This window comes from Vibrio penaeicida, assembly GCF_030689305.1.
In the GTDB taxonomy this organism is placed as follows: Bacteria; Pseudomonadota; Gammaproteobacteria; order Enterobacterales; family Vibrionaceae; genus Vibrio; species Vibrio penaeicida_B.
Genome location: NZ_JAUYVM010000014.1, coordinates 133140 through 150470 on the forward strand (window position 1 = coordinate 133140; position 17331 = coordinate 150470).

A 17331-nucleotide genomic window follows, 5' to 3' on the forward strand; every position below is an offset into this window, starting at 1 on the left:
CCAATGAGCCACCAACGCCTGCATAGATGGGCTGATGAAATTATGGCAGAGCAGCCCATCACTGGTCGCTGCGATTACCAAATCATTAGCCCCGGTCAAACCAATTTGATCAAAATGGCGATCACCTGTGAATCGAGCGCAACGGATCTGCCCATCATTCCGGACGTATTTGAAAGCCAAGAAACAACAACCAGTGTGTTCCATCTTTACATTGGCTTTAGCGCTGTTGAGTTACTGAAGACCTACTACAAAAACGGGAATTCCGCACAAGATGGTACGCTGTACGTCGAGATAAACGAGGGCGACCGGTTCTCCGATGCCTTATTCATTAGCGCCATACCGGGTAACAATCGCGCTCAACAATTGTTCATGAGTTCTAAGCTCGCACACTTACTGCCTATTTTTGTCCGGATGTTTAATGGAAAGTCCGCTTCCTCGTTGCTTTCCCTAATCGGTCAGCCTCCTGAGCCAAAAGAAAACGAAGACAGTGACTTTTCTGATTTCATTGTTGAATCCATGGAAAGCCTTGTAAAAGCACTGGATAGTGTCAGCAAAGATCTCGCCTCGGATTTGCATGCACCAAAAGAACTCTGGCATCCGTCGGAGCGCCCTGCCGATTTCAATCAAACGGTAAAAAACGCTGGAGAGTCTATCAACAATGGCATTACGCAGCTTATCGCCGAACTGCAACACGTCATTATTGACGTAAACCAGTCTGTCAGCTCGGCATTGACTGAATTCGAAATCTGGGCCAACGATGCAATAGAAACCATTGCTGACTTATTTAATGGATTTTTCGACGCGGTTGATGAGCGTATTAAAGCGGCAAAAGCCCTTATGCACTCTCTAACTGAGCTGATCACCCGATTTCGTAACGGCATATCATCCTTTCTTGCGTTAGCATCCAGCGCGATCAATTGGCTAGATACCAACAGACCCGATTTCAGCGAAAGTATCGATACCTTGGTGGGGTACTTTAGCGGGCTTTGGGATGGCATAGTGGATGCCATTTTAGGATTTATAGATACGATATCACTGGTTTTCCACATCATTATTGCCCTGTTCAAACATGGTGGGAAATTACATGATGTGTTCGAATTAATGCTGGAGATCATCGACGAGTTTCTCGCGGTATTAGAAAAAGTCCCTTGGGGCTCACTTTGGCAGATCATCACCGAGGAGCTCTACCCTGAAGTTCGCGATTTCTTTATTGAGTCGACCGATGAGCTGATGTTCTCGATTGGTGATGCTATTTCCAGAACTCCAGCTGCCTCGGGGTATTATTTTGGTTACCTCGTGTACAACTTGGTGGAGATGTTTTTCCCACCAATGAAGTTTTCCAAAATTTCTGGTGTCGCCAACGACGCAGCCAGCCTCACCAGTAAGTTCTTTAAACGAATGGCAAATTAGATGGCGACCAAACTTTCAAAAAAGGTGGGAGCGCGTAAAGCGGCAAACGCCCTCGATTTAAGCCCTCCCCTTAAAATAACCAAAATCATTAGCGTTGTAGACGTCCTCACCACATCGCTAAGAAAGCGCTTATTCAAGTCATCAAAAGGTTCCAAAAAAGGGTTGAGTGATACCGTCAAAGCGTACGCCAAGCAGCTCCAAGCCGCCAAAAAGCGAGGGGCATATCTAAGAGCAAAATCCATGTTAAACAGTGCGACTCGACCAGTGAAAGTGATTTTAGACAAAAGCGACGTTGGCACACTTTTCAGCAAAGCCCCAAAAGGCTCCAAAATTTGGCTGCCATTTAAACTGAATCAAAAAAAATGGCATCAGACTCGAAATACTGGGGCAATACAAGAGATGAGGGCGTTAATCTTCCCGGATAAACGCGTCCAGTTTGATATTGCAGGCGAAGTGAAACCCTCTATTTCCCCTTTGCGCTCCGACAAAGGAATGGATTTTAAAGATGACCTTCCTTCCCCTTCAACCAGACGTTTTAACGGGCATTCATTAAAAGGATACGAACGCGCACACCTCTGGGGGCATGGGTTTGGCGATGAGGCCAGAATGGGGTTGATGTATGCCCCTAAAGCGCTCAATCAAGTGATACAGAATAACGGGTTTGAAAAGTTCATTCGAGATGTCCAAATGCTGGCTCAACGCGAAGGAAAAAAGGTGCTGTGTAAATGTAAAGCGGTCAGCCATCCACCAAAGGGGAACAGTAACCTTAGCCCCGGAAAAGGAGAATTGCTGCTTTCAGAGGTATTTTACGACGTGGCGTATCAAACGAAAGATGGAAAGACACTATTGGCTCGTTTTGTAGCTACGGTGTCTGAACCACCAGAAAGCAAAGTGGTGATGAATAAGGCAGAATCGTTCATTACAGAATTTTAAAAGGCATGCCCTTTAGCATGCCTTTGATGGTTAAAGTTCGTATTTAAAACGAAATTTACACTTTGAACTGGCTCAGTAGCTGGTTTTGTTTTTCCACCACTTTTTGCTGTTCACCAATCGACTCCGTTAGGTTGCCCATAAAGTCAGACACTTCAACAGAAATATCTTTGGTAGCCTGCGCATTGCGATTCACTTCTTCACTCACGATGCTTTGTTGCTCCGCTGCTGACGCAATCTGATGAATCATATCTGTAATTTGACCCATTGCATGGCGAATGGCTTGCAGTGCCGTATCAGCTTCTTGAGAATGATCTAACGTTTTAGTCACTTCTTTCTGGCTGGATTCCATCACTTCTAGCGCTGACTTAGAACCCATTTGCAGTTCATCGATCATGTTGCCAATCTCTTCTGTTGACGCTTGAGTTTTCTGCGCTAACGTACGCACTTCATCCGCCACAACCGCAAAACCACGACCCGACTCACCTGCACGTGCCGCTTCGATAGCTGCATTCAATGCCAGTAAGTTGGTTTGATCAGCGATGTCGTTAATTACCCCAAGGACCGACTCAATTCGGTTGGTTGCCTGATTGAGGTCGGAAACAACGGATACTGCCTCCATGACTTTTTTAGACAAAACTTCCGTTGATTGAGCTGAATCTTCCACCAGCACGGCACTTTTCTCGATATTGCCATTCGCGCTTTGCACCGCAGTAGACGCTTGCTGAGAGTGGTTTGCCACTTCTCTTGCGCTCACCGACATTTCATTAATAGCCGCTGCCAATTGGTCAACTTCGCGCATTTGTTCTGAAATGTAGTTTTGTGCTTTCGCTGTGCCTTCGGTAGAAGACTTCATGCTGACAGAGATATCGTCACCCAACGATTTGGTGTCTGAAATCAGGCTCTGTAGCTGACTCATTAATGCGTTGATGCTAAGTGCGACTTTGCCGATTTCATCTTCATTATGCACCGCGATACTTTTGGTGAGATCGCCATCGCCTTTTGTCAGATCGTCTACTTTTGCCTGCAAACGCTGCATAGGTTTAAACAGAAGTTGAAGCGTGCCCATTAACGTTAAGCTGGCCAGAATAATTAAACCAAACGCAATCCAAGACATGGTGCTGAATAAATCGCTTAAACTCTTGTACGCGTTCTTTTGGTCAACACTTACAAGGTAATACCAAGATGTGTTCGAACCCAGTTTTACCTCGTTGTGGTAACCGATGCGTGTCAAACCAGAACTATCGAAGGTAAAGGAACCGTATCCCGCGCTGAGAATGATTGGCTTAGATGGGGCGAGTACTTGAATATCGCTAAGGTTCGTTTCACCCGCGATACTTTTTGATGAGGATGACGCAATCACCGTTCCTTTTGCATCAAATAAACTCGCAATAGCGCCAGCGGGCAAATTGTCGTTGATGTACTCACCAACAATGTCCAACGTAAGATCGGCTAGTAACACGCCTTTCAATTTAGTTCCGTCGTAAAAAGGTTCGGCAATACTCACCATCAATTTGTTGGTGGATGAACCGCGATAGATACCAGTGATGATTGTAGATCGTTTGGCTTTTGCTTGCTTGTACCACCCACGAACACGTGGATCGTACTTGTTTGAATCGTATTTACCGGTTCGTGAGCTGAACGCTCGCCCATCTTCAAAACCGATAACAATGGCAAAAACCTGTGACGCATTGGCCACCTGCGATATAAGCAACTCAGTGTCTTCTTCAGAGAAAGGCTGAGCAAATATTGGAGCTGATTTTACGAGTGTTTGAGAAACACTGCGCACCCAAGTTTCAATGGAATCACTCACTGCATCTGTTTTAAGAGAGGCACTGTAGTCAATGCTGTTTTGCTTATCTTGAGCTAGAAAATAATAGGAAATACAAAGCGACACACTCAGTGAGATAACAAGCAGCAAGGCTGCAACCGTAATCACTCGTTGCTTAAATCCAAATTTAATCATTCTTTTACCTGTCTAATCATTCATCAACTCTTAGTGAGCCGATAGCTACAGGGCAAGAAGTGTACAGATTTGAAATAAAAATGGGAGTGATATCACACAAACGGATGGGTATTCCGATTAGTATTTATCAATTATCTCACTGTTTTATAAAAATAAAATATCATGTATTTAAATGTGTCTATATTGTATTTAATTGTAACATTACTCAATAACACTCATAAAATAAGTATTAATCAGGTTGCTGCTCAATCATAAAATGAGCTTATAGTGAAATAATTTAATTTAGTAAACCAACAAAATATGGAATGATTAGCGCATTAGCTAAATCAATAAAAAACGCGCATACAAGTGGAACAATAATGAACGCTTGATGGCTATTCCCGTACTTTTGCGCGACCGCCGACATATTAGCCATCGCCGTGGGTGTAGACCCCAAAGAAATACCACCAAACCCAGCACACACAACAGCGGCATCGTATGTTTTTCCCATCAACGGAAAAACAACAAAAATAGCGACACAAATTGCCACAATAAATTGCACGCCAAGAATAGCGAAAATAGGACCAGCTAGATCAACGAGCGCCCACAACTGCATGCTCATAAGTGACATGGCAAGGAATGCACCTAATGCAATATCGGCAATTAATGCAATGGCAGGTGTACGTTTTGGCCAACGTGTTCCGGTTAAGCGAGGGTAAGAATCTGGAATCAGGTTAGAAATAAGAATACCCGCGAACAGACAGGTCACGAACAATGGCAAGTCCAGTCCGAATTCTGACACCGCTTCATTGAGAAATGCCCCTAATATCACACAGATATGAATAGCCAGCACGGCATCTAAAAAATCGTACGCATTGATACTGGGTTTAGGGTTATTGGGTGAAGTACCCACATCCATTTTTTCAACTTTCGCAGGGCTAAGGTTATGACGATTAATGAGAAACTTGGCAATCGGCCCGCCCATCACACTGGCTAAAATAAGCCCAAAGGTGGCACTAGCGATGCCGATCTCCATTGCCGTTTCCAAACCGAAGCTCTCACCTATTTTTGGTGACCACGCAATGGCAGTACCATGCCCACCTATCAGCGAAACCGAACCACTCAACAAGCCCACGATATCTGGCTGCCCTAACATGGTTGCAATGCCAATCCCCGTTAGGTTCTGGATAAACATGTACCCTATAGTGATGGTGAGCAAGATGATAAGTGGTTTCCCACCTTTGAAGAGATCTTTCAAGCTGGCGTTGATGCCGATGGTCGTGAAGAAGTAAACAAGCAGAAGGTCACGCGCCGCCAAATCAAATTCAACATCAATTCCGGATAGGTAGTGCAGAGCAGCAAATAGGATGGACACTAAAATCCCGCCGGATACGGGTTCTGGAATGCTGAACTCTCTCAGCCATTTGCTCGCTTGTGTTAATCGACGACCCAAAAACAGCACGACGATGCCAAGTGTGACTGCGAGAAAAGATTCGACGTGTAGTATTCCATCCAAGTAGTTCATGGGCTCTCCATTGCCTAAAGTTACGAACACTCAACATGTTAGGTAAGGTGACACTTATAAGCAACCAAAGGAGTATCATAGTTTCCTTGATACCTTCTAAACCAACTTAAGCACTGGCTAACTAAACACGGCATGCGGTAAAACAACGGCGAGAACAGTTTTCTATTATCGAAATTTGAGGTTAACTAATAATATTTATCCAACCCTACTTTCAACAAATACTATCTTTAAAGAAATTATCGTTGCTAAAAATAACAAGACGAAACATCCACATTATGAATTATTTCTCCTCAGCTAATCCAACATGTTTAATATGATTTGCACCCCACTCTCTCATACCATTCAAAATAGGCTTTAATGAAAGCCCATATTCAGTCAATTTATATTCAACTTTTGGCGGAACTTCTGGATAGACTTTTCTCGCTATAATCCCATCCGCTTCAAGTTCTCTTAATTGACTGGTTAACATTCGCTGCGTAATTGTATTAATTTTTAACTTCAGCTCACCGAACCTCAATACACTTCCTTCCATTAAATGAAATAGTATTACAGGTTTCCATCGACCACCAATTACAGATAGTGTTGCTTGCACTGAACATCCATAAGGACGACAATAAAAATCTTTTTCTTTATTTTTCATTAATTTAACTCCAATAGTATATTTTTTAATACCATAGCACTTATTAGTGCGTACTTCCTTTCAATGTAGGTAATGATTATTATGGAAATGAAATCCAACAAATAACAAGAGTAAACTATGAAAGCCTATATTGTCGATGAATATTGTAACACCGCTGTATTTAAAGAAACCACTGTTTCAGAACCTGAAATCAAACCGGGACATGTATTAATAAAGGTTAAAGCGACCAGCTTAAACCCAGTTGATAACAAAATGCTTAGAGCGGACCTCGGTATCAACACCCCGACTCCTGCTGTCATGCACATGGACGTTTCAGGAATTGTTGTAGAAGTAGGTCGGGGAGTCACCAAATTCAGGGAAGGCGACAAGGTATATGGTTGCGCTGGTGGTTTAATGGGACCTGAAGGACCTATTCAAGGGGCTCTGGCAGACTTAATGGTTGCAGATGCCGACCTTCTAGCCCATATGCCCGTCACAGCAAGCTTTGTGCAGGCAGCAGCCTTACCTTTGGTCACCATTACCGCTTGGGAATGTATTTACGACAAAGCCAATATCCAGAAAGGTGAACATATCCTTATCCATGCTGGTACAGGCGGGGTTGGTCATATGGCAGTACAACTCGCTAAACGGCGTGGTGCCTTGGTCTCGACAACAATATCTGACAACAATAAAGCAAGTATTGCCACGCGGTTGGGAGCAGACAACATAATTAACTACAAGTCAGAAGAGGTAGAGAAATATGTTGCTAGGCTAACTGATGGTAAGGGCTTCGATGTTGTTTTTGATACAGTGGGCGATGACAATATTGACCGATCCCTTGAAGCTGTAAAAATGTGGGGAGAGGTTGTCGCCGTTAATCCTCGCATGCAGAACCTACAGCTTATGCATGCTAAATCTCTGACTCTTCATTTCGTATTAATGCTGCTTCCTTTGTTAACAGGCAATAGACGAGCCCATCACGGACAACTTCTTTCTGAAATTTCTCGATATTTTGATCAAGGTGAATTGAAACCGCTCATTCATGATGTATTTCCTTTTAATAAAGTTAATGAAGCCCATAAATTATTCGAACAAAACACCCATATAGGAAAAATTGTATTAGAAAATGTATAACAAGAAGGAATAATTATGATTTATCTTATTGCAGACATTATAGCCAATCCAGGAAAAGAGAAAGAACTGGAGAGCAGTATATTTAAAGTGATGATACCCACCAGAAAAGAAGCTGGCTGCATTCAATATGACCTTCATAAAGATGTTGAATATGATGGTAAATATATTATGTATGAAATCTGGGCATCACAAGAAGCAATTGATAGCCACGTCGCATCTGAACATGTAAAGGTTTTTCTAAATGAAGCTCAACAAAATGGGCTAATGAAAGACTTAATTATAAATAGATGTGAAAAGTTATAGAATTAACCATTTATGATTTCACATTAAATTACACCCTTCTTAATTGCTTAGAAGCCCTTTATCTCAAAGCGCCACGGAGGCTAATATGATAAATTCTGCTGCGAATGAAAGAGGATGGAAAAAAATTTACTTTATATTAACTTTTTTCCTATTTTCGAGCGTCTCTTACTCTGGACAAGGACCGGGGCTGGGACAACTACAATATTCACAAAATGAAGTATTCACACAAATATCACAACTCGTTGATAATAATGAATACGAGTTTCTTCCTCAGGATTATCCGGGACGTCTAAGATATGGTACGAACGGTGTAACAATGTTGAACGGCTATATTCTCGGTGTTTTTGCCCCTGACAGCGGGCAAACTCCGGGGGGCTGGTTTGTATTGGATGCATCTAATCCACGTAATTTATCTTTAGTTAACCGGATTTATGAACCAGACCTATACACTGCAGACCGATCCAGCGACGGTTTACGTACAAGTGATTTTTCTGAAATTCATTCTTACGGCCTCAGTGGAGACTCCTTGGTTGCCATTCACAATGTCAGAGGCATTGAGATCTGGGATTGGTCAGACACATTCAACCCCGTTCAAGTTAGTAAACTTGCATTAGACAATATTGTTCAGGCTGGATATGGCAATATTCCTTGGCACGTATCTTGGCAAGCGCCCTACCTCTATGTTGCTCGAGGGACATCAGGCATTTCTATTGTCGATACATCAGACATAACCAACCCTGTGCACGTCAAAACCATACCCACCAGCCAACTGGGCGGATTCTTGGTTGGTAAAGTCCGCGCTTTCGGGAACAAACTCCATATTTCAAGCCGTAACAATCGCGGTGGATTTTCCATTCTTAACATTGATGATCCTCTGAACCCCGTGCTAGAGAAAACCATTCCGAATCTTCCCTTTGTGTACTACACCTCTTGCTGGGATGGAAAATACTCCTATTTCGGTGCGCGCGCTTCATCTGACAGCCTCATTATCTATGACACAACCACCACACCAATGTCATTGGTCAGCGACAACGTAACAGGGTTTCTCAACACCTACTGCTCGCACCAGGATGAAAAACTCATCATGGGTAATCGGTTTGACGTAGGAACGCTGGATGTTTCTGATAAATCAGATATCCGTGAAATCGGTAGGGGTGTGTTAAGGCTAGACCCTTCTATCATACCAGATCATGGGCAATCGTTTCCCTTTGGTAATCTGATTTGGGTGGGGAATGACCACGGTTCCGGAAGTGGTTTTATGGCTCATGAAGCGCAACCGGATACAAATCCACCGTCTGTATTTTATACCTACCCAGAACAAGACAGCACACTCGTACCCGTAACCGCACGAATCGGTCTTGCGATGTCCGATAGTATCCTGCTGGAATCGGTGAATGACCAAACCTTTGTCGTTACAGAATTTCCAGGAGGACAGCCCCTCAGTGGAACATACAGTGTGAACCGGGCATTTGTACATTTCAGCCCAGACCAACCGTTGAAGAGAAATTCTATATACCAGGTCACCGTCTCGGGTATAGAGGATTTTTCTGGAAACCCGATGCCGGAATACCGCTTTAACTTTGCAACCGGCTCAGTAGCAAGTCATGATATAACACTCACTCAAAACACCATGATTGAGGTGGGACAGCCCTTGGTTTTTAACGCTTCTGCACAACCTATTTTGAGTGGTACAGTTGAATATTCATGGGATTTTGGTGATGGTACCCCTTCAACGCCGTTTTCTCCTAATGGACAGATTCAACATTCCTACTCCAACTCCGGTCATTGGCAACCTATCGTGTCTGTCAGAGAAAACCTGTTAACATCCACTGATTCAATGGCTGTCACTGTCGTGACCCCGTTAACATCGACTCAACCGACCACCGCGTCATCTATTATTTCAACCGGAAATCGCATCTACACAGCAAATGAAGACAACGGTTCAATTACCGCGTTTTCCGCTTTCGCCCCATTCAATAAGATTTGGGAGTCGCCGGTCGGTAAACGACCACGGACACTAGCGCAAGCGCCTGATGGTAGGATTTGGGTGGTAAACCAAGGTTCGGATTCCATCAGCATCCTCAACCCTAATAACGGACTTATCGTACAGACAGTTTCATTGCCACGAGCCTCTCAACCTTATGGTCTAGTATTCAGCCCTGATGAGCGCAATGCATTTATTACACTGCAATCTTCGGGTCAGCTCCTTAAGCTGGATCCACTTAATGGGGACATCCTGCAAACTCGCAATGTTGGTCATTCTGCAAGAGGAGTCGCTGTTGACAGCAATTCTGATACGGTTTTTGTCACCTTGTTTAAATCCCCTCAGGATCACGCTAGAGTTATTGCTGTCGATATCGACAGTTTCAATACTCAAGTCATTCGACTCAACAAAGACACCACTACCGCCGATGGTCCGGATCGCTCTAGGGGGCTTCCAAACTATCTCAACAGCATTACCATCTCACCAGATGGTAATTGGGCATGGGTTCCTTCTAACAAAGTAAATGTAGATCGCGGTCCATTTAACGAGAATAATCCGGATAATAAACTGACATTTGACAGTACAGTCCGCGCCATCCTTACACCAATCAACCTCCAAACAAGGCAAGAAGCCTTCAACATGCAGATTGACTTCGATAACGCTTCGCAACCCAAAGCTACCGTATTTAGCCCTGCTGGTGACTATATATATACTGCACTGGAAGGAAGCAACAGGATCGAAGTAAGAGATGCCTACAACGGAAACATCGCCTTACAGCTCAATCGTATAGGTGATGCGCCAATCGGTTTAGTCCGTTCAGGGAACTTCTTGTTTGTGCATGCTTTCCTGTCACGTAGCGTGAAAGTACTTGATGTCAGCCAGTTTGAACTACCCAGTAAAGGTGAAGTCACAGAAGTTGCTGTTCTGAAAACAGTCGAAAATGAGGGTATGAATACCGCAATACTTGCTGGTAAAAAAATCTTCCATAACGCTGATGACGCCCGAATGGCAACAGATGGTTACCTCTCATGTGCCAGTTGCCATGCAGATGGTGATTCCGATGGTCGAGTATGGGACTTTACTGATCGGGGCGAGGGATTGCGGAACACGTTGTCGCTGCTCGGTCGCTCAGGCACCGGGAACGGAAATGTCCACTGGACAGCCAATTTCGACGAAATCCAAGACTTCGAAAACGACATTCGATATGGCTTCGGGGGAAGGGGATTTTTACCCGACCAGATATTTTCAAGCACAGAGGACCCATTAGGGTCGCCCAAGTCAGGTTTGAGTTCAGACTTGGATAATCTGGCATTGTACGTTTCCAGCCTAAATGAATACCCTGGTAGTTACAAAAGACGTCAGAATGGCTCACTTGGCTCCTATGCTCGTCGCGGTAAAGCACTGTTCGAGTCCAAGGGCTGCGGCAGTTGCCACAGTGGACCGGCCTTTACCGATATGAAACGTCATGACGTAGGTACTATCCAACCGTCTTCGGGCTTGGGAATTGGTCAATCTTTGTCAGGTAAAGGCTTTAAAACACCAACACTGATTGGTCTTATGGATTCTGCACCTTATTTCCATAACGGTCAGGCAGCAACATTGGATGCAGTCCTTCAAACCGGAGGAGTTCACTACATTTCGGACAATGCAGAGCGGTTGGATGTCGAGTCTTACCTTCAGCAGATCGAGTATGAAGGTGACCCTCTACCTGAAACCTCAGGTAATGAGTTCATCTTCGTCAGCGATATCACACCAGTTTCCAGCAGCAACGGTTATGGACCTATTGAGTTTGACCAAAGTATCGGTGGACGGGAGAGCAATGATGGCCAAACTCTCACCATCGACGGTCAAACATTCACCAAAGGGATCGGCGCTCATGCCAACTCTGAAGTGACGTTTGACCTGACAAATCTTAATGTCGACCAATTCAGTTCCTACATTGGGTTGGATGATGGGGCCGGAAACAGGGGATCGTCAATCTATGAGGTATATCTGGATGGACAACGCGTTTATGTCAGCCCTGTCATCAAAGGTTCGAGTGTTTTACAACATATTACCGTTCCTATCTCCCCACAACACTCACAGTTGAAGCTGGTCACTTTGCCAACATCTGATGGAAAGAGTTTCGATCATACCAACTGGGGCGATGCAAAACTCAGGATACAGCGCCATATCTATCTGAGTGACCTGTCTGAGGTGTCATCCACTAATGGTTGGGGACCAGTTGAAAAAGATCAAAACGTCGGACAACGGCAACCCAATGATGGCGCCATCATAACTATCAATGGCACCCAGTATACGAAAGGTCTGGGAACGCACTCTACCTCTGAGATTACTTATGATCTTGCGGGTAAATATTACAGTGCTTTCTCTGCGGTAATTGGTATCGATGACAGTGCTGCAAACAGGGGAACTGTGGTTTTCGAAGTCTACGTGGACAACCAGCTTGTCTATCAAAGCCCGGTAATAACGGGCAGAGATGATGGAATACCGATACACATTCCACTCACGGATGCAAACACTGAACTTACGTTGAAGGTTTTACCTACTTCGGATGGCGGCGGTTTTGACCACGCTGACTGGGCAGATGCTAAGCTTCGCCAGAAATCGTACGTATACGCCAGTGATATGCAAGAAACCTCTTCTATCAATGGATGGGGACCAATAGAGAAAGACCAAAGCGTCGGTCAACAACAGCAAGGAGATGGCAGCCAAATCCGTATCGGCAATGTGGGGGATGTAAAAGGGCTTGGTACCCACTCAGTATCTTCTATCTCCTATGACATACGAGGTCTTAACTTCAGACAATTTAAGGCCGTGGTAGGTATAGATGACAGTGCTGGCAACCGCGGGTCTGTGATTTTCAACGTTGTCGTAGATGGGACCCGGCTCTATCGCAGTCAGGTACTGCGTGGCACCCATCAAGGCATACCGATTACTGTTCCACTTTCATCAGACTCTGAAGAAATCATATTGGAGGTTGAAAATGCACAGGATGGCGGTGGATTTGACCATGCAGACTGGGCAAATGCTCGATTCGTAAGATAAGAAAGCGCTTGCTCTTTCAACGGTCCTAACGAAGGCACCTGAGCCGTGAGGCACTCAACTTCACGGCTTTTTATTTTTTATGCTTACAGTGATCTTGATGCTTGTATATAATACCGACCGCATTAAAAGTTTTTAGACTAAGGCTTGATTGCCGCTGTAATCATCAATGCACATTCTTGAGGCGATGCTGATGTTGTATCGATAACCAGATCGTAGTTCACTCCACGATGCACTCGCTGCATCTGCTCTAGTGCAGACCCGACTTTTCGGTCGCCGCGAGCCAATTCTCTCTGCTCTAAAACCGCTTCACTGCATTTGATTCCGACATAAAAGCAGTGGTGTTCTTCCAATAAATTCCGCCATATTTCAATCTCTTGGTTTCCATCCGCCACCTCATCCACAATCACCTTTAACCCACTCTCCGCTAGGTGCTTAACCGTTGTTCTGTATGCATCGTTCACCTGTGAGCCATATGCCCCTTTCCGGACTCGGTAAATTGGCTCTCCACTGGTCTTTTGCGTTTCCCAGTAAAAACCTTCTGCGGTTTCGGTAGTATCACCGAGCATATTGGTCCTTTCTGGCATCATAGAGATGAACGTATCGATGCCAATGATTAGATATGGCGCATCTAACGTTTCTTGCAAAGCCTTTGCGATACTGCTTTTTCCGCTGCTACTCGGACCATTCAGTAAGATGACATCCATTCTCTAATCTCTTCAAATTTACAATGTAAATGATAAGAAACGGTTCAATGCAAGACCGACCACTTCAGGGAATTCTTGGTGTGTTGCGTGGGCAGAAAAAGGTACATTCATAAACTCTGCGTCTGGCAATTGATTAACAGCTAAGAGTGCCTCGTTCGCCGACAATAAAAAATCATTATTACCGCGTATAACCAGTGATGGGCAACCAATCCGCTGAATTGACTCACTTGGGTAACCAGTCGAGGTTTTATCTAACCATACTGCTTTTACTTTTTCTATCAGTGCACCGAAATCTGGGCTTGGGTTGATTTCTTCATATCTCGCGACATCTTCGGGAAATTGCTCTCGCCACATCATCTCCGAAACCGAACCCAATATCTCTTCCGATGAATCGTTTTGTGGCAACCGCCAATGCGAGCCTAACGTTACTATTTGTTCCACTAATTCCGGCTGACTTGCGGCAAGGCGATACGCTACTGTTCCGCCGTCGCTGAATCCAAAAACGGAATACGTCGATATGTTCAACAACATCAGCAACTGCTCTACGTCTTGTTGATAACGTTCATAACTTAATGCCGCTTCCCCTAACGTGGATTGACCATGCCCACGTAAATCGACCAATATCACTTTGTAGTCTTCGGGAACATAATCCAGCAGTGGCATCAAGTCGTACATGCACCCTAACCCGCCATGAATCATCAGCAAGGGTTTGCCATTGGGATTGCCACTGACTTCGTAGTAAATATTTGCATTATCTATCTCGATAATCCCTTTTCTCTGGTACATAAAAGCCTCTGATTCTATTGGAATGTCGATATCCTATTCGACTTATGTGTCAGATTTTGTCAGCAAGTACTTATGTTTAGAGGCACCACGAAGAAAATTTGATTTTCGGGTTTATCTGAAGGTATCGTCATTAAATGCAATTAAGCTCATAACGATCACACAAAAACACACGCTAGGAATTGAGTATGACAACGTCAGCAAGAGTTATAGATAAAAGTACGTGGGGGCGAGCCCCGCATTATGATCATTTCAGCCAAAGGGATTTTCCCTATGTTGGGTTTTGTGCAGAGGTAGAACTTACCAACTCATTTTACTATGCCAAAACACACTCGATTTCGATCTTCAATTTGGTTTCTTACGCGGTATTGGCAGCGGCTAATGACATTAGGGAGTTTAGATTGAGGGCACATGGTGAAGAAATAGTAGAATACGAGTCTTTGCGGTTTGGATTTATCGCAATGACAAAAAAACCGCCGCTTTTTAGCTTTGGGGAGGTCGAAAAAGGCGAATCTTTTAACGAGTTTAATGATTTGATCGAATCCGAGAAATCTCGAATTTCACAAGAAATCATGTTGGAAACCAAACTGGAAAGTGATGATGTTATCTACACATCGTGCTTGCCTTGGTTGCGGTTTACCTCCTTTGTTCACCCAGTTAATTTAAATATTCCCTCGACTATTCCTCTGGTTTCATGGGGGAAGATCATCGATAAGGACGGTTACGTCGATATGCCTGTGTCGGTACAAGCGAACCACGCACTTATGGACGGTTGGCATATTTCCATGTACTACAAAAAACTGCAGCAATACTTAGCCGAGCCAGAAAAGCTGCTGGAAGAAATGCTTTAATCCTTAGGCTAGATCGAAAAATGGGAGCCCAGCGCTCCCATATGTATACCCAAAACAAAACTTACTCGTTCACGATTTCCCACTGGTACCATTTTTCGTCCGCAAGCGCGAGCATTGGCAAATCTTCATAGGTATCACCATACGCGTATATTTTATCGAACTCTTCCAGCGCGACTGTGCGTTTTAGCAATGTGACTTTGTTTTCTTTACTGCAGTCCCCTTGACTGTACCGCCCAGTATAGCGACCATTTTTGACTTCTAGTTCGCTACACACAAGTGAGATGCCATAGGATTGGCACCAAATTTTTAAGTACACATCAAGCGATGCCGAAACCAAGACTATTTTGTCTCCTTGTGCTTGGTGCCAGCGGAGCTTTTCTGCTGCTTCCGGTCGGATAATCGTAGTCAGATATTCGCTCGCATACTGGTTAGCGATTAGCGTGACATCCTTTTCTTTTCGATGCCAAAATGCCACCTTAGACAAAATAGGGCGCGTTATAGAGGCTTGCAGCCATCCAAGCTTATAAAGAAAAATGATCGGCCATACCAGCAGTAAGCCGATCCCCATTCTGACCTTGGGCGTAGAATAAAAAATAAATTTTGTGTAGGTGTCTTCGCTGGTGATGGTGCCATCAAAATCAAACAGTGCTAGATTCATTCGCCGTTGTCCGGTTTAAGTCGCATTTCACAAGGCAGTGGCTCCACAGTGGAGAGGTAGGTCATCAAGGTTGCAGCGATCATTTTTGTCTCTTTCGCGGCTGTCTCATCTAGCCAAATGTAGTCTGCGTTGTTCAAACCGCCAGTCCAATGCCCTAAGGTGTATTCCGAGACTATTTTACTGTTCAATGATATCGCACCTGATGAAATGCTAAATGTATTTCCAGCATCATCTGTCAGCTTCATAGCATTCAACGTCCATTGCTTATTATTGAATGTTAATACGCCGATATTGGGATCGTGAGTGACCTTGATGCTTTCATATTCAGGTTTTTCATCGTAAGGAGGACGATACCCCTTCACAATGCAGTATTGCTTGTACTCCAAAGAAGCCGACGTATTGTTTGGACCAAATTGCTTAATACTGACCGTGCGAGAATCATCTTCTTCCAAGTACGGGCCGCTAAAATACACGTCTCTCTGCCCCGTAATTTTGCTTTTACTGACGTCACTGGAGTATTCGCCAAAATGAATATTCTTTCCTGGCATCCACCCTTCTCGCCCCTTCACTTCAAAGCGTTGGCTGTTTTTCAGAAAGGTGGGCTCCGCCTCTGTTGGCGTCATAAATACACAGCCTGAAAGCAACCCCGTCGTAGCCAAAACAATGAAAAACTTTTGCACTATGTCACCTCGCCTAAATTTATATCCAAGTCACTTCTACCGATAGTGAATCCAAATGAAACATATCACATATTTGAATCCAAACATCCTCAAGATATTGAGTTCATTTGACTTAGTGCGACGAGCGTCGTGAGCGCCATATTTTCAGGTGAGATTAGGTTTACGCACAGTGCTCAATGCAGATCAAATTAATGTCCACTTTGCTTAATGGAGCCTGGGTAAGTCCACAGAGATGAGAGCCATCAGAAAGGGGGTAGTTATGGGTACAGCTAGCGCAAACGCCAAATGTGCGGAAGTGGTTCTGTTTTTGAATTGACGACAGGAGCAATTGCAGTTGCTCCTGTAAGAGGTCTGGGCGCAAATCTGAAACCGAATCGCCATCGGCCGCTAATGCACGCGTTAGGGCTTGGGAAGGAAAACAACCATCAACCAGATCTCGTCCTTTTTGGGATACCACTAAATGCGTAACTCTTTTGTCATCTGCGTCGGCAAGTTTTTCTATATAACCCTTGTTTTCCAATACTTTAAGGCTTTGAGATACGGTTCCTTTCGTCAACCCTAAATACTCCGTCACCGCTTTGGGTGTATCGGAAAACCGATTACAAATAGCCAAATAGTGGAGCGCATCTAGCTGGACGGGCTGTAACCCATGCTCGGTTAAACCAGCACGGGTTTCATTTCTAACGAGGTTGCCGATTCGATCAAGCAACTGATGAACAAGATAAGTATTCATACCTAAATAGTATCGACTCAAAAC

At 44.3% G+C, this 17331-nt stretch carries 14 protein-coding genes; 6 read left to right on the forward strand and 8 right to left on the reverse strand.

Annotated features, from left to right (window positions below):
* The first annotated feature begins 3 nt into the window (after window positions 1–3).
* Window positions 4–1410 (forward strand): hypothetical protein, encoded by a 1407-nt coding sequence (locus Q8W40_RS20350; protein WP_305399806.1) that lies wholly within the window; start codon window positions 4–6, stop codon window positions 1408–1410.
* The gene (locus Q8W40_RS20355) at window positions 1411–2343 is read left to right on the forward strand and encodes a polymorphic toxin type 4 domain-containing protein (protein WP_305399807.1); all 933 of its coding nucleotides are present in this window, start codon (window positions 1411–1413) and stop codon (window positions 2341–2343) included.
* Window positions 2344–2398: 55 nt separating this feature from the next.
* On the opposite strand, the gene Q8W40_RS20360 is transcribed toward Q8W40_RS20355, so the two are convergent.
* The 3 genes from Q8W40_RS20360 to Q8W40_RS20370 form a co-directional block, all read right to left on the reverse strand.
* Entirely contained in the window at window positions 2399–4306 is a 1908-nt protein-coding gene (locus tag Q8W40_RS20360; RefSeq protein ID WP_305399808.1) for a methyl-accepting chemotaxis protein, read from the reverse strand.
* Window positions 4307–4583: 277 nt separating this feature from the next.
* Complete coding sequence (gene gltS, locus Q8W40_RS20365) at window positions 4584–5810, reverse strand: sodium/glutamate symporter (RefSeq protein WP_305399809.1); 1227 nt, start codon at window positions 5808–5810, stop codon at window positions 4584–4586.
* 280 nt (window positions 5811–6090) lie between these two features.
* Window positions 6091–6450, reverse strand: coding sequence for a winged helix-turn-helix transcriptional regulator (locus Q8W40_RS20370; RefSeq protein WP_305399811.1), 360 nt, complete (start codon window positions 6448–6450; stop codon window positions 6091–6093).
* A gap of 117 nt (window positions 6451–6567) precedes the next feature.
* Between Q8W40_RS20370 and Q8W40_RS20375 the strand changes: the two genes are divergently transcribed.
* From Q8W40_RS20375 to Q8W40_RS20385, 3 genes are all read left to right on the forward strand, one after another.
* On the forward strand, window positions 6568–7563 hold the full coding sequence (locus Q8W40_RS20375) for a zinc-dependent alcohol dehydrogenase family protein (RefSeq protein ID WP_305399812.1): 996 nt from the start codon (window positions 6568–6570) through the stop codon (window positions 7561–7563).
* A 15-nt stretch (window positions 7564–7578) separates the two neighbouring features.
* On the forward strand, window positions 7579–7866 hold the full coding sequence (locus tag Q8W40_RS20380) for a putative quinol monooxygenase (RefSeq protein ID WP_305399813.1): 288 nt from the start codon (window positions 7579–7581) through the stop codon (window positions 7864–7866).
* 316 nt (window positions 7867–8182) lie between these two features.
* Complete coding sequence (locus Q8W40_RS20385) at window positions 8183–12898, forward strand: NPCBM/NEW2 domain-containing protein (protein ID WP_305399815.1); 4716 nt, start codon at window positions 8183–8185, stop codon at window positions 12896–12898.
* A 137-nt stretch (window positions 12899–13035) separates the two neighbouring features.
* Here Q8W40_RS20385 and Q8W40_RS20390 read toward each other — a convergent pair whose 3' ends face one another.
* Complete coding sequence (locus Q8W40_RS20390; RefSeq protein ID WP_305399817.1) at window positions 13036–13602, reverse strand: chloramphenicol phosphotransferase CPT family protein; 567 nt, start codon at window positions 13600–13602, stop codon at window positions 13036–13038.
* Between the two features lie 18 nt (window positions 13603–13620).
* Window positions 13621–14388: an alpha/beta fold hydrolase gene (locus Q8W40_RS20395; RefSeq protein WP_305399819.1), complete on the reverse strand. Its 768-nt coding sequence runs from the start codon at window positions 14386–14388 to the stop codon at window positions 13621–13623.
* Window positions 14389–14573: 185 nt separating this feature from the next.
* Here Q8W40_RS20395 and Q8W40_RS20400 point away from each other — a divergent pair, with 185 nt between their 5' ends.
* Complete coding sequence (locus Q8W40_RS20400; protein WP_305399820.1) at window positions 14574–15236, forward strand: CatA-like O-acetyltransferase; 663 nt, start codon at window positions 14574–14576, stop codon at window positions 15234–15236.
* Between the two features lie 61 nt (window positions 15237–15297).
* On the opposite strand, the gene Q8W40_RS20405 is transcribed toward Q8W40_RS20400, so the two are convergent.
* From Q8W40_RS20405 to Q8W40_RS20415, 3 genes are all read right to left on the reverse strand, one after another.
* Entirely contained in the window at window positions 15298–15894 is a 597-nt protein-coding gene (locus tag Q8W40_RS20405; RefSeq protein WP_305399822.1) for an HAD family hydrolase, read from the reverse strand.
* Window positions 15891–16574 (reverse strand): hypothetical protein, encoded by a 684-nt coding sequence (locus Q8W40_RS20410; protein ID WP_305399824.1) that lies wholly within the window; start codon window positions 16572–16574, stop codon window positions 15891–15893. Before Q8W40_RS20410 ends, Q8W40_RS20405 begins: the two co-directional genes overlap by 4 nt.
* 160 nt (window positions 16575–16734) lie before the next feature.
* The gene (locus Q8W40_RS20415; RefSeq protein WP_305399826.1) at window positions 16735–17307 is read right to left on the reverse strand and encodes a MarR family winged helix-turn-helix transcriptional regulator; all 573 of its coding nucleotides are present in this window, start codon (window positions 17305–17307) and stop codon (window positions 16735–16737) included.
* Window positions 17308–17331: the final 24 nt, after the last annotated feature.